This window comes from Nocardia sp. NPDC049935 (assembly GCF_055586645.1).
The window spans coordinates 170,486-187,791 of sequence record NZ_JBVJHV010000009.1; the positions used below are offsets into that span (position 1 = coordinate 170,486).

Annotated in this window: 15 protein-coding genes and 2 pseudogenes; 10 read left to right on the forward strand and 7 right to left on the reverse strand. The window is 69.9% G+C overall.

Annotation, left to right across the window (positions count from 1 at the left end):
• The first annotated feature begins 32 nt into the window (after window positions 1-32).
• A complete protein-coding gene (locus tag ACZ6SF_RS29370; protein WP_466066429.1) occupies window positions 33-1,697 on the forward strand; it encodes a bifunctional 3'-5' exonuclease/DNA polymerase in 1,665 nt (554 codons plus the stop codon).
• 7 nt (window positions 1,698-1,704) lie between these two features.
• Here ACZ6SF_RS29370 and poxB read toward each other — a convergent pair whose 3' ends face one another.
• Window positions 1,705-3,441: a ubiquinone-dependent pyruvate dehydrogenase gene (poxB, locus tag ACZ6SF_RS29375; RefSeq protein ID WP_466066430.1), complete on the reverse strand. Its 1,737-nt coding sequence runs from the start codon at window positions 3,439-3,441 to the stop codon at window positions 1,705-1,707.
• 98 nt (window positions 3,442-3,539) lie between these two features.
• Window positions 3,540-4,058, reverse strand: a complete 519-nt coding sequence (locus tag ACZ6SF_RS29380) for a DUF4232 domain-containing protein (RefSeq protein ID WP_466066432.1) — start codon at window positions 4,056-4,058, stop codon at window positions 3,540-3,542.
• 257 nt (window positions 4,059-4,315) lie between these two features.
• Here ACZ6SF_RS29380 and ACZ6SF_RS29385 point away from each other — a divergent pair, with 257 nt between their 5' ends.
• The 5 genes and pseudogenes from ACZ6SF_RS29385 to ACZ6SF_RS29405 form a co-directional block, all read left to right on the forward strand.
• Window positions 4,316-5,866: an arylsulfatase gene (locus ACZ6SF_RS29385; protein ID WP_466066434.1), complete on the forward strand. Its 1,551-nt coding sequence runs from the start codon at window positions 4,316-4,318 to the stop codon at window positions 5,864-5,866.
• Between the two features lie 3 nt (window positions 5,867-5,869).
• Window positions 5,870-6,778, forward strand: coding sequence for an HAD family hydrolase (locus ACZ6SF_RS29390; protein ID WP_466066436.1), 909 nt, complete (start codon window positions 5,870-5,872; stop codon window positions 6,776-6,778).
• Between the two features lie 55 nt (window positions 6,779-6,833).
• Window positions 6,834-7,250: pseudogene (locus ACZ6SF_RS29395) on the forward strand (SUMF1/EgtB/PvdO family nonheme iron enzyme); the annotation flags it as partial.
• Window positions 7,251-7,368: 118 nt separating this feature from the next.
• On the forward strand, window positions 7,369-8,169 hold the full coding sequence (locus tag ACZ6SF_RS29400; protein ID WP_466066438.1) for an inositol monophosphatase family protein: 801 nt from the start codon (window positions 7,369-7,371) through the stop codon (window positions 8,167-8,169).
• A 5-nt stretch (window positions 8,170-8,174) separates the two neighbouring features.
• A pseudogene (locus ACZ6SF_RS29405) lies at window positions 8,175-8,408 on the forward strand (acyl-CoA synthetase); the annotation flags it as partial.
• Between the two features lie 14 nt (window positions 8,409-8,422).
• Here the strand turns inward: ACZ6SF_RS29405 and ACZ6SF_RS29410 are convergent.
• Both ACZ6SF_RS29410 and hrpB read right to left on the reverse strand, forming a co-directional pair.
• Entirely contained in the window at window positions 8,423-9,382 is a 960-nt protein-coding gene (locus ACZ6SF_RS29410; protein WP_466066439.1) for a peptidase, read from the reverse strand.
• A 125-nt stretch (window positions 9,383-9,507) separates the two neighbouring features.
• Window positions 9,508-11,967: an ATP-dependent helicase HrpB gene (gene hrpB, locus ACZ6SF_RS29415; protein WP_466066441.1), complete on the reverse strand. Its 2,460-nt coding sequence runs from the start codon at window positions 11,965-11,967 to the stop codon at window positions 9,508-9,510.
• Window positions 11,968-12,093: 126 nt separating this feature from the next.
• On the opposite strand from hrpB, the gene ACZ6SF_RS29420 reads away from it, so the two are divergent.
• Window positions 12,094-12,858: a DUF1542 domain-containing protein gene (locus ACZ6SF_RS29420; protein WP_466066443.1), complete on the forward strand. Its 765-nt coding sequence runs from the start codon at window positions 12,094-12,096 to the stop codon at window positions 12,856-12,858.
• A 55-nt stretch (window positions 12,859-12,913) separates the two neighbouring features.
• Here the strand turns inward: ACZ6SF_RS29420 and ACZ6SF_RS29425 are convergent, their stop codons facing one another.
• Entirely contained in the window at window positions 12,914-13,294 is a 381-nt protein-coding gene (locus tag ACZ6SF_RS29425) for an SHOCT domain-containing protein (RefSeq protein ID WP_466066445.1), read from the reverse strand.
• Window positions 13,295-13,468: 174 nt separating this feature from the next.
• Window positions 13,469-14,107, reverse strand: a complete 639-nt coding sequence (locus ACZ6SF_RS29430; protein WP_466066447.1) for a TetR/AcrR family transcriptional regulator — start codon at window positions 14,105-14,107, stop codon at window positions 13,469-13,471.
• A 72-nt stretch (window positions 14,108-14,179) separates the two neighbouring features.
• On the opposite strand from ACZ6SF_RS29430, the gene ACZ6SF_RS29435 reads away from it, so the two are divergent.
• Window positions 14,180-15,421, forward strand: coding sequence for a cytochrome P450 (locus ACZ6SF_RS29435; protein WP_466066448.1), 1,242 nt, complete (start codon window positions 14,180-14,182; stop codon window positions 15,419-15,421).
• 50 nt (window positions 15,422-15,471) lie between these two features.
• A complete protein-coding gene (locus ACZ6SF_RS29440) occupies window positions 15,472-15,741 on the forward strand; it encodes a metal-sensitive transcriptional regulator (RefSeq protein ID WP_466066450.1) in 270 nt (89 codons plus the stop codon).
• A 20-nt stretch (window positions 15,742-15,761) separates the two neighbouring features.
• Here the strand turns inward: ACZ6SF_RS29440 and ACZ6SF_RS29445 are convergent, their stop codons facing one another.
• Entirely contained in the window at window positions 15,762-16,586 is an 825-nt protein-coding gene (locus ACZ6SF_RS29445) for an SAM-dependent methyltransferase (RefSeq protein WP_466066452.1), read from the reverse strand.
• 222 nt (window positions 16,587-16,808) lie between these two features.
• Between ACZ6SF_RS29445 and ACZ6SF_RS29450 the strand changes: the two genes are divergently transcribed.
• Window positions 16,809-17,258, forward strand: coding sequence for a MarR family winged helix-turn-helix transcriptional regulator (locus tag ACZ6SF_RS29450; protein ID WP_466066454.1), 450 nt, complete (start codon window positions 16,809-16,811; stop codon window positions 17,256-17,258).
• The last annotated feature ends 48 nt before the right edge of the window (window positions 17,259-17,306 follow it).

Sequence of the window (17,306 nt, forward strand, 5' to 3'; positions counted from 1 at the left end):
GCCTGTCGGACCCGGGTGCCAGACTCGGGCGGGTGCGATGGGCGGTGGCGGAAGCGGGTGACGGTGGCGCCCGGCTGTGTCCGCTCGATCCGGCCGGCCGGCCCGGTCCGGTGCTCCACGAGCCCTCGCTCGCCGAGGCGGTGCGGTCCCGTCCCGAGGTCGAGCGGTGGGTGTGGCGGTCCACCGCCGAGATCTACCGGCCGCTGCTGGCGGCGGGCGTCCGGGTCGAGCGGTGCTACGACGTACAGGCCGCGGAGGCCCTGCTGATCGGGTACGAGGAAGGGCAGTCGGGTCAGCCGCGGTCACTGGCGGCGGCCTGGGCCCGGCTGCGCGCGCTGCCCGTTCCGCCGGATGCCCCGGCACGTGCGGCGGAGGTCCAGCCGTCGCTGTTCGAATCGGGACCGGTCCCGCTACCGCCGGGTACGGACGAGTTCACGGCCCTGCTGGAGGTCTACGCCGGGCAACTCGCCCGGACGGCGGCTACCGAGCATCCGGAACGGATGCGGCTGCTGCTCGCCGCCGAATCGGCGGGCATGCTGGTCGCCGCGGAGATGTCGCGATACGGGATTCCGTGGCGCGCGGATGTCCATCGCGATCTGCTGGACACGATGCTGGGGGAGCGTTTTCCGGGAGGGTCGCAACCGCGCCGGATGGTGGAGCTGGCCGACGAGGTGTCGCGGGCTTTCGGGGCGCGGGTCCGTCCGGATCTGCCCGGCGATATCGTCAGGGCCTTCGCCCGCGCCGGAATCGAGGTGTCCTCCACCCGGAAGTGGGAGCTGCAGCGCATCGATCATCCCGCGGTGGAGCCGCTGCTGGCCTACAAATCGCTGTACCGTCTGTACACCGCCTACGGCTGGTCCTGGCTCGAGCAGTGGATCCACGGGGGCCGCTTTCGTCCCGAATATCTGCCCGGCGGAACGGTTTCCGGGCGTTGGACCACCAACGGCGGTGGCGCCCTGCAGATCCCGAAGGTGATCCGCGGGGCGATCCGCGCCGATCCGGGCTGGTGCCTGGTGGTCGCCGACGCCGCCCAGATGGAGCCGCGGATACTCGCGGCCGTTTCGCGTGACCCGGGGTTGGCGGAGGTGGCGGGCCGGAGCGCGGACCTGTACGCGGATCTGGCGTTCCGTGGTTTCGGCGGCGACCGGGCGCAGGCCAAGCTCGCGCTGCTGGGGGCGATCTACGGTCAGACCTCCGGCGACGCCCTGACACATCTGGCCGCCCTGCGCCGGCGTTACCCGGCCGCGGTGGCCTATGTCGACGAGGCGGCGCGCGCGGGTGTGGAAGGGCGGCTGGTGCGCACCTGGCTGGGGCGGACGTGCCCGCCGGTATCGGTGGGATCGCCGGAGGAGGAACTATCGCCGGATGCCGAGCCGGGCGGGTACGGCGGTACCGCGGCGGCTCGTGCCCGGGGACGTTTCACCCGCAACTTCGTGGTGCAGGGTAGCGCCGCCGACTGGGCGCTGCTGGTGCTGGCGGGGCTGCGGCATGCGATATGGCGCGCCGGACTGCGTGCCGAGCTGGTCTTCTTCCAGCACGACGAGGTCATCGTGCACTGTCCGGTGGCGGAGGCGGAGCGGGTCACCGAAATGATCGCCACCGCCGCCGATACCGCGGGCCGGCACAGTTTCGGGGCGACACCGGTGCGCTTCCCGTTCACCACCGCGGTGGTGGATTCCTACGCCGACGCGAAGTAGGCCGTGCCTAGTCGAGAATGCGCCGGGCGACGTTGGTCGTGACCAGGTCCAGGAGTTCGTCGGCCCGGCCGGCGAGGATGGTGCGGATGGCGTAGAGCCCGAACCCCTTGGCCTGTTCGGCCGTGATGGCCGGCGGAATCGTCAGCTCCTGCCGCGCCACGACCACATCGACGAGTGCGGGTCCGTCGTGCGCGAGGGCCTCCGCGACAGCCGGTTCCAGATCGCCGGGCCGTTCCACCCGGAAGCCCCGGATCCCCATCGCCCGGGCGACGGCACCGAAATCGGGATTCTCCAGGCCGGTGCCGAAGTTCACCACCCCGGCCGCCTTCATCTCCAGTTCGACGAAGTTCAGCGACGAATTGCCGAACACGATGATCTTGACCGGCAGGTTGTTCTGCACCAGCGTGAGCAGTTCGCCGAAGAGCATCGTCAGGCCGCCGTCGCCGGCGAGGGCGATCACCTGGCGTCCCGGGTAGGCCGTCTGTGCGCCGATGGCATGCGGGAGTGCGCAGGCCATCGTGCCGTGGGTGAACGAGCCGGTCAGCCGGCGCCGGCCGTTCATGGTCAGATAGCGTGCGGCCCATATCGTCGGCGATCCGACGTCGAAGGTGAACACCGTATCGTCACCGGCGAGGCGGTCCACCACCCCGGCGACGTATTCCGGCCGGATCGGGGTGCGGTCCCGGTCGTTGACGGCCAGGGCGTCCAGCGAGGCGCGGGTGCGCCGGTAATGCCGCAGCGACCGGTCCAGATGCGTGCGGTCGGTCTTGCGTGTCAGCAGCGGCAGCAGCGCGTCCGCGGTGTCGCGCACACTGCCGACCATGCCCACGTCGATCGGAGTGCGGCGGCCGAGGTGACTGCCCCGGATATCGACCTGGATCACCGCGGCGTCCTCGGGATAGAACTGCGTGTACGGAAAATCGGTGCCCAGCATCAACAGGACGTCGGCTTCGTCGATCGCCTTGTAGCCGGAGGCGTACCCGAGCAGACCCGTCATCCCCACGTCGTAGGGGTTGTCGTATTCGAGATGCTCCTTACCGCGAAACGCGTGCACGATCGGTGACTGCAGGGCATCGGCCAGCGCCATGACCCCGGCATGGGCGCCGGCGGTTCCGGCCCCGCCGAGAATCGTCACCCGCGATCCGGCGTTCAGGATATCCGCGGCCCGGCGCAGCGTGGCCTCGTCCGGACGCCGGATCGATCGCGACGGCAGGACCGGCCGGCTGCTCCACCGGTCGCCGGACAGGCGGCTCTGGAATACCTCCCCGGGGATCACGACGACGGCCACCCCGCTTTCCTCCACCGCCGCCCGCATCGCCATCTCCAGGACCCGCGGGGCCGATTGCGCGCTGCCGACGAGCTCGCAGTACACACTGCACTCACGGAACAACTGTTCGGGGTGGGTCTCCTGGAAGTATCCGGATCCGATCTCGGCGATCGGGATATGCGCCGCGATGGCCAGCACCGGGACCCGCGTGCGCTGCGCGTCGAACAGGCCGTTGATCAGATGGAGGTTGCCGGGCCCGCAACTGCCGGCGCAGACGGCGAGCCGTCCGGTCAGCGCGGCCTCCGCGGTCGCGGCGAAGGCGGCGGCCTCCTCGTGGCGGACGTGTTCCCAGGTGACGGCGCCGGACCGCCGTATCGCGTCGGTGAATCCGTTGAGACTGTCACCGGGCAACCCGTAGACCCGCTCGACACCGCTGACCTGCAACGCCGAGATCATCTGCTGAGCGACAGTCGCCATGGCGCGACCCTACGCGGGCCGGATGCGATTTCCGGTGAGGCGAGTCCCGCGGCCGGCCGCCGCGCCGAACGGGCCGGCGCGGCGGTGTCACGGGCGATTCAGGACGCGGGACGCAGTGGGCCGATGAAGGTGCCCGGATGGGTGGCGCCGTCCTGGCGCTGCACGCTCGCACCCGAGGGCCACGGCGCCCGCAACTGGGTGGTGGTATCCGGCGGCGTGACGACGATCGTCGCCGGGTGCCAGCCGTCCGGGGGACCCGGGAGGTAGGTGAGTTCGCTGCTCACCGCGGAGCCGGGTTCCACCACGACCGGTGCGAAACCCTCCTCTCGACGGGGCAGCCGATAGGTCGGGCCGAAGGCCGGATCCTCCGGGCCCACCAGGTCGACGCCCGGATAGCCCTGCACCGCACAGCTCTGCGCGGAGGTATTGGTGAGGATTATCTCCAGGTGGCCCTGGCTCGGCGAGTCGGTGGGCCGTTCCACGGTGGCGAGGGTCAGGGTCTCCGCGGAACACAGCGCCGGCGCGGCCGAACCGGTCGCGGCGGGGAGCATCACCGCGGCCAGGGCGGCTACCGCGGCGCCTGCCGCTCCGGCGATCCGCCGCTGCGTCGACGTCATGGGTCCTTTCGAAAAGTAATACGTCACTACGCCATTGGAACAGAAATCCCGTCCGGGTGGGCGGGGAGTGTGGGGGCGTAGGTCCGCATCCGGCTGCGCGGTCGGTCCGTCGACACGCTCGGGCGCACAGGACGGACTGGAGTCACCGGCCGAGTACGCTGGTCGGAGCCCGGAAACCCTCGACGCTCATCCCGGGGAGTTCCGGCCGACGATCGATATTCCACGCTGTGCGGGCCGGACAACCGAGGGATGCCGATATGCCTGATGGAAAGCCGAATATTCTCGTCATCTGGGGTGACGACATCGGAATCACCAACCTGAGTTGCTACAGCGACGGTCTGATGGGCTATCGCACCCCCAATATCGACCGGATCGCCGACGAGGGTATGCGCTTCACCGATTCCTACGGCGAGCAGAGCTGCACCGCGGGCCGGGCCGCGTTCATCAGCGGTCAGAGCGTGTACCGCACCGGAATGAGCAAGGTCGGTGTGCCCGGCGCCGATATCGGCTGGGCCGCCGAGGACCCGACCATCGCCGAACTGCTGAAACCGCTCGGATACGCGACGGGTCAGTTCGGGAAGAATCATTTCGGGGATCTGAACAAATACCTTCCGACCGTGCACGGGTTCGACGAGTTCTTCGGCAACCTCTATCACCTCAACGCCGAAGAGGAGCCGGAGAACGTCGATTATCCGCACGCCGACCAATTCCCCCGGCTGCACGATTTCGCCCTGCCCCGCGGTGTGCTGAAGTGCCGGGCGACCTCCGAGGTGTCCACCGAACCCGATCATCCGAAATTCGGACCGGTCGGCAAGCAGACGATCGAGGACACCGGCCCGCTGGATACCGAACGTATGAAGACCATCGACGACGATATCGCCGACGCCACCGTCGACTACATCAAACGTCAGCACGCCGAGGGCAATCCCTTCTTCATCTGGTGCAACTTCACCCATATGCACCTCTACACCCATGTGAAACCCGAGAGCCGTGGGCAGGCCGGGCTGTGGCAGTCCCCGTACCACGACGCCATGATCGATCACGACCGCAATGTCGGAACGGTGCTGGATGTACTGGACGAACTCGGTATCGCCGAGGACACCATCGTCATCTACTCCACCGATAACGGCCCGCACCGCAACTCCTGGCCCGACGGCGGAATGACGCCGTTCCGCAGCGAGAAGGACACCAACTGGGAGGGCGCCTTCCGGGTGCCGGAAATGATCCGGTGGCCGGGAAGGATCGCGGCCGGTTCCGTATCCAACGACATCATCCAGCACCACGATTGGCTTCCGACACTACTGGCCGCCGCGGGTGAGCCGGATATCGTCGAGAAGCTGAAAAAGGGCCACCGGGCCGGCGCCGACGGCGCGACCGAATACAAGGTCCACATCGACGGCTTCAACCTGCTGCCGTATCTCACCGGAGAGGTCGAGACGAGTCCGCGGCGCGGTTTCTTCTATTTCTCCGACGACGGTGATCTGGTCGCCATGCGGTTCGAGAACTGGAAAGCGGTTTTCCTGGAGCAGCGGGCCCCGGGCACGCTGGCGGTCTGGGCCGAACCGTTCGTCCACCTGCGGGTGCCCAAGCTCTACAATCTGCGCACCGATCCGTTCGAATTCGCCGACATCACCTCGAACACCTACTACGACTGGCTGCTGCGCCACGACTACTTCATCTTCTACATGACCGCCATGGCCTCCATGTTCCTCGAGACCTTCCGGGATTTCCCGCCGCGGCACGAACCGGCCAGCTTCAACGTGGACCACGCGGTGGCGAAACTCCAGAAGTTCCTCGCGAAGGACTGAGCCGTGCTGGATACCTGGGCCGACGGCCCGGTCAAGTCGGCGATCGTGGACTTCGTCGGCCGGGTCACCACCGCCGGGCCCGATTACGTCGAGCCCGATGCCCGGGTGGCCGTCTTCGACAACGACGGCACCCTGTGGTGCGAGAAACCGATGTACATCCAGCTGGATTTCCTGCTGCGGCGTTTCAAGGAGCAGGCCGAGGCCGACCCGTCGCTGCGCGATACCCAGCCCTACCGCGCGGCCTACACCGGGGATCATTCATGGCTCGGCGACGCGGTGACGAAGCACTATCAGGGCGACGACACCGACCTGAAACCACTGCTGGCCGCGATACTGGCGGCGCACCAGGCCATCACGGTCGATCAGCACGCGGCCGAGGTCGCGGCGTTCTTCGGCGAGGCGCGGCATCCGACACTGGGGCGGCCGTACACCGCGTGCGGGTACGCGCCGATGGTCGAATTGCTGCGGTACCTGGAGGCTGGCGAATTCACCTGCTACATCGTCTCCGGCGGCGGGCGGGATTTCATGCGGCCCGTCTGCGGTCCGATGTACGGGATTCCACCCGAGCGGGTGGTCGGCAGCGCGGTGGGCCTGGTGTACGAGAACACCGATGTGTACACCACCGCCGAAATGGAATTCGTCGACGACGGCGCGGGCAAACCGGTCCGGCTGTGGAGCCGGATCGGGCGGCGGCCGATCTTCGCGGCCGGAAATTCGGACGGCGATATCGAGATGCTGGAATTCACCGCCGCGTCCCCGCATCCCTCGATGCAGCTGCTGATCCGGCACGACGATCCCGTACGCGAATTCGACTACACCGCGGGCGCGGAGAAAGCGCTGGAACGGGCTGCTGCCGAAGGCTGGACCGTCGCCGGTATCGCACACGATTGGACCACGGTTTTCGGTGACTGACACTCGGGCAACCGCGTCCGGGGCCGGCGCCGGACGCGATGAAGACTCCCTCTGGATTCCGCCACAAACGGCGATGGTGGGCGCCGATAACGAGTATCCGGAGGAGGGACCGGCGAAGGAGGTCACCACCGAGGGATTCCGGATGCAGCGGTACCAGGTGACCAACGCCCGGTTCGCCGAATTCGTGGCGGCCACCGGCTACGTCACGGTCGCCGAGCGACCGCTCGACCCCGCCGACTACCCCGGCGCGCCCCCGGAGAACCTCCGGCCGGGTTCGCTGGTGTTCCGGCGCACGGCGGGGCCCGTGGACCTGAAAGATCTGAGCCGGTGGTGGATGTGGACGCCGGGCGCGTGCTGGAACCACCCCCGCGGACCCCGCTCGTCGCTACGCGACCGCGAGAACCATCCCGTGGTGCATATCGCCTTCGAGGACGCGCGTGCCTACGCCGACTGGGCGGGTATGGACCTGCCGCCGGCCGTCGGCGCGCCGGCCGCAGATGGTCGATACGGGTATGAGCCATATCGGATTCCGCTGCGTCCTGCGCTGAACCGGCATGGCACAGGTCGTGCGCTGAGGATAGTTTCGATACATGCAGGACCACCTCGACGACCTCCGCTTCGCGCATGTCATCGCCGATACCGCCGACGCGGCGAGTATGGACCGCTTCAAGTCCGTCGACCTCGGGGCCGAGACGAGACCGGATACGGAAGCGCTGGCCGAGGCCGGGGCGGCGGTGGAGAAGGTCATCCGTGGTCAGCTCCAGCGGGCCCGTCCCCGCGACGCGGTGCTCGGCGCGGGCGCGGGCCTGGCGGGGACCGGGCCGCGCTGCTGGGTGGTCGACGCGATCGACGGGCTGGAGAACTTCGCGCGCGGGGTGCCGGTATGGGCCACCCAGCTCTCGCTGCTCGAGGTCTCGGCGGGCGGTTACCGGCCTGTCGTCGGCGTGGTCTCCGCACCCGCGCTGGGCCGCCGCTGGTGGGCCGCTACGGGGCACGGGGCCTTCACCGGCCGCAGTCTGTCCTCGGCGTCACGGCTGCGGGTGTCCCGGATCTCGAAGCTGGCCGACGCGTCGTTCGCGTACTCCACTCTCACCGGGTGGGAAGAGCGGGGAAAGCTCGGCGGTTTCCTGGCATTGTCCCGTGAGGTGTGGCGCACGCGCGGGTACGGCGATTTCTGGCCCTACATGATGGTGGCCGAGGGCGCGGTCGACCTCTGTGCCGATCCGGAGCTCTCGCCGGGAGATACGGCCGCCGGTGCCGTGATCGTCACCGAGGCCGGCGGCACCTTCACCGGTCTCGACGATGACCCGGACCCGCTCGGCGGGAGCGCGGCCGCCTCGAACGGCCTGCTGCACAACGAACTGCTCGCGTTCCTGAACGAGCGATACTGACCGTGCCCCGCTTCGTCCGGGTGTCGCCGCGGCTACCGGTCACCGGGTCGAACAAGGTCCTCGAACGTGAACTACAGGAACAGTCGTGGCGTGGCGATGATCCGGTGTTCCACCGGGTGGGCCGCGAAGCGCCGGAGTACATCCCGCTGACCCCGGCGGACCGGGACACCCTCGAGCGCGAATTCCACACCCACGGGCGCGCCGGTTTTCTGCCGGTACCCGGTGTCCGGCGTTCCTGAGGGGCCGGCAACGGTCACTGCGGGAAGAGCGTCAGCACCTGCGCCATCACCTGCCGGGCGACGTCGTCGGTGGCCGAGGTGACGTCGACCACCGGAATCCGGGCGGCGAAAGCGGTACTGGCGGCCGGTAGTTCGGGTCCGACGATCGCGGAGTAGATCGGAATGCTGCTGTCGTAGAGGGAGGTCGAGCGGTACACGGTCCGGCCGTCGATCTGCTCCTCGGTACTGCGCACCGGGACCTGATCGGGTACGCGGTACTCGTAGACCACCGTGACGGTCTCGTCCCGGAACCGGAACAGGCACTGGTTCAGGCGACGCTCATCGGTATCGCTCGTGCCCGGCAGTGTCGCGCGCACCGCGCACGGATCCGCGCCGAGCAGCACCGTATCGACGGTATCGGGCGAGGTGCCCTGCGCCGGTGACCGGCGCCAGCGCTCGATCATCCCCGGCAGCAAACCGTCGGCGACCGCGCAGGAATCCCGATTCGGCACCGAGAGCCCGAGGTAGAACGCGGCGCCCGACGGGAACCGGACGGTGGCGCCGCAGGCGCGGGGATCGCCGTCACGGCCGGGAACCAGCAGCGCGCTCGCATCGCCCAGCTGTTTACTGATGCCCCGGCTCGGGGTGAGTCCGGGCAGCAGGGTCGACTGCCAGGTCAGGGTGGTGGTGTCGGTGGCCCCCTCGTCGCCCAGTACGGCCCGGCACGAGTTCAGGTTGACCGTCACATCACGGATATCGCCGAGGTCGAGTTCGTCGAGGGTGTCGCGGGGGAGAAGCGCGCAGACATCGACCTCCCGGGTCGCCTGGGCGACGGCCGCCTGCTGGTCGGGGGTTACGGCGGCGGCCGACCAGAATTCCGCCGGCGGTCCGGACTCCGCCGGGGACGGTGCGCCCGCGGAGCCGGGACCGGTGTCGTCGTCGCAGCCCACCACGGCGAGTAACGCGGCTGCGACGAGCGTGAGCGTGCGATACATCCTCACCCCTGACCTCCCGGTGCGCGCTGGGCCGGACCATCGCCCGGTATCGAGTCTGCGGGATCCGGCAACAAGTCCGCAATCATTCCGCTGGACTCGGCAGGTCGGCCGGTCGCGGAACGCCGTCAGGGCCGGGGTCCGCGCTGCTCCCGGCCGGCGTTGCGGGCGGTGCCACGGTGGGCGGGCACCGTGGTGGGATCCTCCGGCCAGGAGTGTCTGGGATAGCGGCCGCGCAGATCGGCGCGGACCTGCCGCCAGCCGTTCTGCCAGAAGGACGTGAGATCCGAGGTGACCGCCACCGGGCGCTGCGCGGGCGAGAGCAGGTGCAGGACGACCGGGACGCGGCCGCCGGCCAGCCGCGGGGTATCCGTCCAGCCGAAGATCTCCTGCACCTTGACCGCGAGCACCGGCGCGTCGGTGGAGTAGTCGAGGCGGGCGCGGCTACCGGACGGGACCTCCAGCCGTTCGGGCGCCAGTTCGTCCAGGTGGGCGGCCTCCGGCCACGGCAGCAGCCGGAGCAGGGCCTGCCCGGTGTCGATACGTTCGAGATCGGCGCGGCGGCGGGCAGCGGCCAGTTCGGGACCCAGCCAGGTGTCGGCGGCGGCGAGCAGCGATTCGTCGTCCATCGCGGGCCAGGGGGCCCCGAGCGTGCGGTGCAGGAAGGCGAGGCGCCCGCGCAGCGCGCTCGCCCCGGAATCCCAGGACAACAGTCCGATACCGGCCGAGTCCAGTCCGCGACGCGCCGCCGCGGCGAGCGCGCGGCGATCGGGGTCCGGGATCGGCCGCTCCGACAGTGTGATCGCGCCGAGCCGTTCGATCCGCCGGGCGACCACCTCGCCGTCGATCCAGTCGATTTCGTCGGCTGTGGTCAGCAGGATGGCCGCGGCCCGCCGGGCCAGCGCTTCGTCGGCGGCCGCGGCCAGCCGGATATATCCCTCGGAGCGGCCCGGATCGCGGGTCGCGACGCCGACCGCCAGCCACTCCGGGTCGCCGGTTCCGGAACCCGGCGGCAGGGTCGCCGCGGTGCCGCCGGCCATGAGGTAGCTCCTCGAATCCGGGCCGCGTCGCCGCGCCAGCCGCTCCGGATGGGCCAGCGCGACAACGAACGCCGGATCGTCCACCCCGCCGGGGCCTTCGACCGACCGGGCCAGCCGCTCGACCTCACGCCGCCAGCGCGGCGGCCGCTCGCGTCGCAGCGCCCGCAGACCGGTCGTGAGATCCACACCGGAGACAGTGGTGTCGTCGTCGAGGACGGCGACGACTTCCGCCGCGGCGTGCGCACCGACCACCGGGGCCCCGTCGAGCAGGGCGCGCGCCAGCCGGGGATGCAATCCGATCCGGGCGATACGGCGCCCCCGGTCGGTCACCGTCCCGGCCTCGTCCACGGCCCCCAGCATGCGCAGGACTTCCCGGCCGGCCGCCAGTCCGCCGGCCGGCGGGGCATCCCACCAGGCCAGGCCTTCTCCGTCGGGAGTGCCCCAGCACGCGAGTTCCACCGCGAGCCGGGTCAGGTCCGCGGTCCGGATCTCCGGTTCCGGATAGGCGGGCAGGGTGCTGTTCTCGTACTCCGGCCAGCACCGCCACACGTGCCCGGGCGCCTCACGGCCCGCCCGCCCGGCCCGCTGCTCGGCCACCGCCGCGGAGACCCGGACCGTCGCGAGCCCGGACAGTCCCCGGGCCCGATCGATATGGGGAACCCGGGCGAGCCCGGAATCGACCACCGCCCGCACGCCAGGCACCGTCAGGCTGGATTCCGCGACCGCGGTGGACAACACCACCCGCCGCCGGGGACCGGGTCGCAGGGCCGCGTTCTGCCCGGCCGCGCTGAGCCTGCCGTGCAGCGGCACCAGATCCACGCCGTCGAGTCCGGCGAGGGCCGCGGTGGTCCGCCGGATCTCGGCCGCCCCGGGAAGGAAGACCAGGATGTCGCCGTCGGTGCCGGCGATCGCGGCGCGGGTGGCGCGCGCGACCCGGTCCTCGGTCCGTTCCCGTGGCCGCGGCGGAACATAGCTCGTGGTGACCGGATGAGTCCGCGCCCGGACCTCGATCACCGGCGCCGCGTCACCACCGCCCAGCAGCGCCGACAGGCGGTCGGCCGCGACGGTCGCCGAGGTGGCCAGCACCTGTAGATCCGGCCGCAGCCCGGCCCGGGCATCGAGCAGTAACGCCAGCAGCAGGTCCGCGTCGAGGTGCCGCTCGTGACATTCGTCGAGCAGGACCGCATCGGCACCCGTCAGCTCGGGATCGTCCTGGAGCCGGCGCACCAGCAACCCCGAGGTCACGACCTCGATCCGGGTGCCGCGGCCCACTCGCCGATCCCCGCGGACCGAGTAGCCGACGGTCTCGCCGACCGGCTCGCCCAACAGTCCGGCCATCCGCGTCGCGGCGGCCCGGGCCGCCAGCCGGCGGGGTTCGGCCACCAGCACCCGCCCGGGAACGGCGGCGCCGAGTGCCAGCGGCACCAGGGTCGTCTTACCGGTGCCGGGCGGTGCGACCAGTACCGCGGTGCCGCGTTCGGCCAAGGTCTCGGCGATCCGGCCGAGCACGGGGCGGATCGGCAGGTCGGGAAGCGCGGGCAGTTTCATCACCGGCCAGTCTGAGGCCTGGTCCGGGACCGCGGGTGTGCGGCCCCGCCCGCTACATCCCGCCTGCCGGTTTCCCGCGAGTAGGCTGGTCGGCACTGTGCTCCGTGGACCGAAGGAGTGCGAAACATGGAGTGGCTACTGATCGCCGTGGTCGTCGTCCTGGCCGCGGGTTATCTCGTCTGGCGGTCCCGCCGGAACCGGGAACGCGCCGCGGCCGAACTGGCGGACGCCCTGGCCGAGGCCCGCCGGACCAACGAACGCCTCGGCGGGCAGATCTACAACCTGACCGGTACCGATGACGCCTCACGCCAGGCGCTGGCCGACGCCGCCGAGCGGCATACGGCCGCCGGATCCCAGATCGATCTGGCCCGCAGCGCCCACCAGGCCGCACTGGCCGGGCAGACCGCGGTCGAAGGGCTCTATTACATCCGCGCGGCCCGTACCGCGATGGGTATGGACCCGGGTCCGCCCGTGCCGGAACTCGCCGGCCGGGAGAGCGCGGGCGCGGTGAGCGAAGAACGCGTGATCGATTTCGACGACCGCCGCATCACCGCCGCCCCGAAACCGTCCCCGGCGACACCGAACTACTACCCCGGCGGCCGCGTCGCCGGACGTCCCGTGCCCGCGGGCTGGTATTCCGAGCCCTGGTGGAAACCCGCCCTGATCAGCGGCGCCTGGGGTGTCGGGTCGGCCCTGCTGTTCACCTCGCTGTTCTCGGGGATGGCAGGCGTCGGCTACGGCGCGGCGGGTTTCGAGTCGGGTTACGGTGAGGGCTATCAGGACGGGCTGTCCGCCGGTGACGGCGGCGACGGAGCCGGGTTCGACGCCGGAGATCAGGGTGACCCGGGCGGCGACTGGGGCGGATTCGACGGCGGCGGATTCGACTTCTGAACTCCGAGCGTCCGGCCGCGGTGGGCCGCGACCGGACGCCGATAGGCGTGGGGTCTCAGCCCAGCGCTTTCGCCTTGAGGGCCTCGAACTCGGTCCGGTCGATGGTGCCCGCGTCCAGCAGCGCCTTCGCGTCGGCGATCTGATCGGCCGACGATTTGCCGGCCACCCGCCGGATGTAGTCGTCGGTCGCCTGCTGGGCGGCGGCGTGTGCCGCCAGCTGCCGTTCGGCCATTCCCCGTCCCCGCACGATGACGTAGATGAAGGCGGCCACATAGGGCAGCACGATCAGGAAGACGATCCACAGGATCTTGGCTATCCCGGACATGCTCCGGTCGCGGAACAGATCGGCGATGACGTGGAACAGCACGATCAGATACGCGATGAACGCGAAGACGACCAGCGTGTACCACAGGAGTTCCCACACGGTATCCAACACGGGCGACCAGCTTTCGAATATGGCGGCCCGATCCGGGCCGCGCAGCTGCCGAACAGGTCTGAATTCCACGCACAACGGATTGCTTCCGACCGAGTCTAGAATTCCCGCCGCGAACCTTCCGTGATTTCCCGTGGGTATTTCGAATGCGGCCGGGAGGGACCGCGCGGCGGCGGGTCAGGGAAGCGAGGGGTCTCCCGGTCCGGTCGCGAAGATCAATTGGGCGGCGCGGGTGATGGTGCGGCGGATATCGGCGATATTGCCCGGGGCGGTGGTGAGGTCGAGCAGGCAGGTGGTCAGGACATGGCCGAGGACCAGGGCACGATCCTCGTCGTCGGTCCACTCGGGGTCGCCCAGGGCGGCGCGGACCAGTTGTGTGAAAAGCGGCCGCCAGACCCGGATTCCGAGGCCCTCGCCGGAATGTACGGAGTTCATTCCCGCGTGCAGCAGATTGCGATCCTCGTCCGCCCAATCGATCAACCGGGTGAACGCCGCCGCGATACGGTCCGCGGCGGAACTTCCGGGTTCGGCCGGCAATTGCGCGAGGCGGGTCAATGTCTGCATGGCCCATTCCGCGATGAGGTGCTGGATGAGGCCGTCCTTGGAACCGAAATATCGGTAGATGGTGACCGGTGTGGTCCCGGCCTCGGCCGCGACCGCGCGGATGGTGACGCCGCGGTAGCCCTCGCGCGCGGCCATGGCGCGGGCCACGGCGGCGATCTCCGTGCGCCGCCGGCGTTCCTGCGGGCCGAATTCGCGGACGATGCGGAGCGAATCGCGGCTTTCGCGGAGCAGGGTCAGCGGATCATCGGTCACCAGCCGAGGGTACCGTAGCGGGCCCACACGTTGTATAACACGTTATACAACGTGTGAAAGGCGGTGTTCGGCGTGACCCCGATCGATCTGTTCTCAGCAGGCGCGCTCCAGGACCCCTACCCCGTACTGGACCGGATGCGCGCCGCGGGCGATGTCCACTACCTGCCCGATCAGCAGCTCTACGCGGTGGTCGGTTTCGATGCCGTCCGCGCGGTCCTCGGTGATCCGCGAACCTATTCGAGCAATCTCGTCGCGATGCTCTCGGCCGCCGCGGAATCGGGATCGGTCTCGATGACCGACGCGGGCGGGGTGGATGTCCTGGCGACCTCGGATCCGCCGGTGCACACCGCGCATCGCGCGCTGGTGATGCCGCGTTTCGCGCCGCGATCGGTCGCCGGGCTGACCGAGGTCGTCGACGAGGCATCGGCGGGCCCGGTCGCGGAATTCGTGGCCGCGGGTGGCGGGGATTGGATGGCCGGCGTCGCCAACCGGGTACCGGTGCGCGTGATCGGCCATATTCTCGGACTTCCGGCGACCGACCACGACCGGCTCGCGGCCTGGTCGGATGCGGCCATAGAACTGGTATCGGGCGTCGCCACACCCGAAGCGGCCGGGCGGGCGGCGCGGTCGGTACTCGAATTCAGTGGATATCTGGGCGATCGGCTCGACGAGGCGGGCGGCAACGCGACCGGCGGCGTCCTGGACGGGGTGGCGGCCGCGGTCGCCGGTGGCGAACTGACCCGGGACCAAGGTGCTGTACTGCTGCTGCAACTGGTGACAGCGGGTGCGGAATCGACCACGAGCCTGCTCGGTACGGCCGTCCGGCTCCTCGCGGAGGATGCCGCACTGGCGGACCGGCTGCGGGCCGAACCGGGACTCGTGCCGGCGCTGGTCGAGGAAGCCGTACGGGTGGAAAGTCCGTTCCGTGGTCATTTCCGGGTGACCACCGCTCCCGCCCGGCTGGCCGGGGTGGACCTCCCGGCGGGGGCGAAACTGATGCTGATGTGGGGCGCGTCCAACCGTGATCCGCGTGCTTTCGACCATCCCGGCCGGGTGGATCTCGACCGCTCGCGACCCGCCCGGCACCACGGTTTCGGTCGCGGGATCCACTTCTGTCTCGGCGCCCACCTCGCGCGCAAGGAAGCCGTGCAGACCGTGGACCTCGTGCTCCGGAGCACCTCGCGGATCGAGCTCGAACTCGCGCATGCCGAACCCGTCTATGTCCCCAGCCTGATCGTGCGGCGCCTGGCCCGCCTGGACCTGGTGGTCGCCGCTGCCCGATCGGCCGATCGGCCGGATATCCGCCGGGTGTGATATACCCCGGCGGGTATATTGGCGGACAGACCGGAGAAGGGAGCCCGATCATGGTCGGCGACGAAGACGCGATCGCCCAGGTGCTGAACCGGCTGCGCCGCGCGCACGGTCAGCTGTCCGGAGTGATCTCGATGATCGAGCAGGGCCGTGACTGCAAGGATGTGGTCACCCAGCTCGCGGCGGTTTCCCGGGCGCTGGACCGGGCCGGGTTCAAGATCATCGCCACCGGATTGCGCGAATGCCTCGGTGACGACGGTGACGCGGATCGGGAACCGCTCACCCAGGAGGATCTGGAGAAACTCTTCCTCGCTCTGGCCTGACACCCGCGGCGCCGGCCGGTCTACGGTGTGCGGGCCAGTGCGCAGGCGATGAGCTGCTCCCATACGGTGGGTTCCCGGTCGTCGGCGCCGACGGTGGCCATATCCACCGGAGTCGGCGCCTGCCGCCACTGTGAGCAGTAGGTGAGGCCCGGGGGCAGGATTTCGAGGTCGTCGCCGAAGAGGGCGAGGATCTCGGCATCGGTGCGCCAGCGTCCGCGGCCGAAGGTCTGCTGCAGTTTCCGCTCGGCCGCCTCGGTTTCGGCGTTGTCGCCGGAACGGAAGTGGGATATGTAGACCCGGCTGCCCGCGGGCAGCCGGTCGACCCACCAGCGCACCAGCTCGCGCGGGTTCTCGTCGTCGTTGAGGTGGTGCAGGACGGCGCTGAAGATCACCCCGACGGGTTCGCCGAAGTCGATCAGCCGCTGGACGGGGGCGGCGGGCAGGATGTCCTCGGGCGTGCGGAGATCGGCCCGGACGACGGCGGTGCGGTCGTCGCTTTCCAGCAGGGCCCGGCCGTGGGCGAGGACGACCGGGTCGTTGTCGATGTAGACCACCCGGGCGCCGGGGTCGTGCCGCCGGGCGACCTGGTGGACGTTGTCGGCCGTCGGTAGCCCACTGCCGAAGTCGAGGAATTGGGCTATGCCGTCACCGGCCATATCGCCGACGGCGCGGACCAGCGCCTGCCGGTTGGCGTGGGCGATGGTGACCGAACCGGGGAGGTCTCGGAGGAAGTAGTCGCCGACCACCCGGTCGGCCTCGTAGTTGTCCTTCCCGCCGAGAAGATAGTCGTAGACCCGCGCGATGCTGGGCTTGGAGGGGTCCACGTCCGTGTGGTCGTCACTCATCCGAATTCCCTTACTGTGCAGGCGAATAGCGTCTCCGACGATCATAGGTCCGCGCGACGGCCGGACTCTCGATATCCGCGTCCCCTCGGCTCCGGGCCGTGAGCGGCGGTGTCCGATCCTGCGGCGCGCCGCCCGATGCGCTAAGGTTACTTAGCGGAAGCAACTAATTGACCCGGTGCGGCTGCCGGCCGCCGCGGATCGAATAGACGAAAGCTGGGCGTGATGGAGGGCATATCCGCAGCCGATGAGCCCGGGACGCTCGCCGAGGTGGCGAACCTGTACCACCTGCTCATCCGGATAAACCGGACGCTGCGCACCCGTGGTCAGAGCCGGAATCTGAGTGCGGGTCTCGCCTCGGCGCTGTGGACCGTCATCAATCACGCCCCGATCCGGCTGTCCGCCCTGGCCGAGCGGGAATCGGTCTCCGCGCCGACGATGTCGCGGATCGTGGCCGCCCTCGAGGAGCGTGGGTTCGTCGAGCGAACCCCCGACCCCGACGACGGGCGCGCTCGCCTGCTGAATCCGACTCCGGCCGGTACCGGCCTGATCGCCGATTCGCGGACCAGGCGCGCGCAATTGCTCGCCGACGCCCTCGACGGCCTCGACCCGGACGACCGCGCGGCGGTCGGCCGGGGAGTGATGATCCTGGCCGACGCGCTCGCAACGACCTAGCCCGCGACACACCGCCGCGTCGCGCACTCCGGCATCCGCCCGGACCAC